The organism is Actinosynnema sp. NPDC059797 (genome assembly GCF_042732085.1).
In the GTDB taxonomy this organism is placed as follows: domain Bacteria; phylum Actinomycetota; class Actinomycetes; order Mycobacteriales; family Pseudonocardiaceae; genus Actinosynnema.
On record NZ_JBHWIE010000598.1, the window covers coordinates 1,316 to 2,898 of the forward strand.

General features: G+C 57.1%; 1 rRNA gene (cut by a window edge). It reads left to right on the forward strand.

Features of this window, described 5'->3' with window-relative positions:
* Positions 1-1,512 (forward strand): 23S ribosomal RNA (locus ACFV4N_RS42225); its annotated part reaches 1,315 nt to the left of the window's first position; the annotation flags it as partial.
* Between the last annotated feature and the right edge of the window lie 71 nt (positions 1,513-1,583).

Genomic DNA, 1,583 nt, shown 5'->3' on the forward strand with positions numbered 1-1,583 from the left:
GGAGCGCGGGAACCGAGCTTGTAGTAGTCAAACGATGGGGTGACGCAGGAGGGTAGCTCCGCCAGTGAGTGGTAGTACTGGTGTAAGCGTGTAGGCCGTCTGGTAGGCAAATCCGCCAGGCGCATAGGCTGAGACGTGATGCATAGCCGATTGAGGCGAAGTAGAGTGATCCCATGCTGCCGAGAAAAGCCTCTAGTGAGTGTTCACGCGGCCCGTACCCCAAACCGACACAGGTGGTCAGGTAGAGAATACCGAGGCGATCGGGCGAACTGTGGTTAAGGAACTCGGCAAAATGCCCCCGTAACTTCGGGAGAAGGGGGGCCAAAGGGTTTGAAGCCCCTTGCGGGCTAGGACCAGTTGGCCGCAGAGACCAGCGAGAAGCGACTGTTTACTAAAAACACAGGTCCGTGCGAAGTCGCAAGACGATGTATACGGACTGACGCCTGCCCGGTGCTGGAACGTTAAGGGGACCGGTTAGCTCTTCGGGGCGAAGCTGAGAACTTAAGCGCCAGTAAACGGCGGTGGTAACTATAACCATCCTAAGGTAGCGAAATTCCTTGTCGGGTAAGTTCCGACCTGCACGAATGGCGTAACGACTTCTCGACTGTCTCAACCACAGGCCCGGCGAAATTGCACTACGAGTAAAGATGCTCGTTACGCGCGGCAGGACGGAAAGACCCCGGGACCTTTACTATAGCTTGGTATTGGTGTTCGGTTCGGCTTGTGTAGGATAGGTGGGAGACTGTGAAGCGCCAACGCCAGTTGGTGTGGAGTCGTCGTTGAAATACCACTCTGGTCGTACTGGATGTCTAACCTCGGTCCGTGATCCGGATCAGGGACAGTGCCTGGTGGGTAGTTTAACTGGGGCGGTTGCCTCCCAAAGGGTAACGGAGGCGCTCAAAGGTTCCCTCAGCCTGGTTGGCAATCAGGTGTCGAGTGCAAGTGCACAAGGGGGCTTGACTGTGAGACCGACGGGTCGAGCAGGGACGAAAGTCGGAACTAGTGATCCGGCCATGGCTTGTGGAAGCGTGGTCGCTCAACGGATAAAAGGTACCCCGGGGATAACAGGCTGATCTTGCCCAAGAGTCCATATCGACGGCATGGTTTGGCACCTCGATGTCGGCTCGTCGCATCCTGGGGCTGGAGTAGGTCCCAAGGGTTGGGCTGTTCGCCCATTAAAGCGGTACGCGAGCTGGGTTTAGAACGTCGTGAGACAGTTCGGTCCCTATCCGCCGCGCGCGTAGGATACTTGCGGAAGGCTGTCCCTAGTACGAGAGGACCGGGACGGACGGACCTCTGGTGTGCCAGTTGTCCTGCCAAGGGCATTGCTGGTTGGCTACGTTCGGAAGGGATAACCGCTGAAAGCATCTAAGCGGGAAGCTCGTTCCTAGATGAGGTATCCCACCCTTTGTGGGTTAAGGCCCCCAAGAGACCATTGGGTTGATAGGCCGGAGATGGAAGGTCGGTAACGGCTGGAGTTGACCGGTACTAATAGGCCGAGGACTTGTCATGAAGACGCTACGCATCCACTGTGCGGTTCTGAAAGAACCGACCGGACCACCCGGTCCCATCGATGTCCCTTC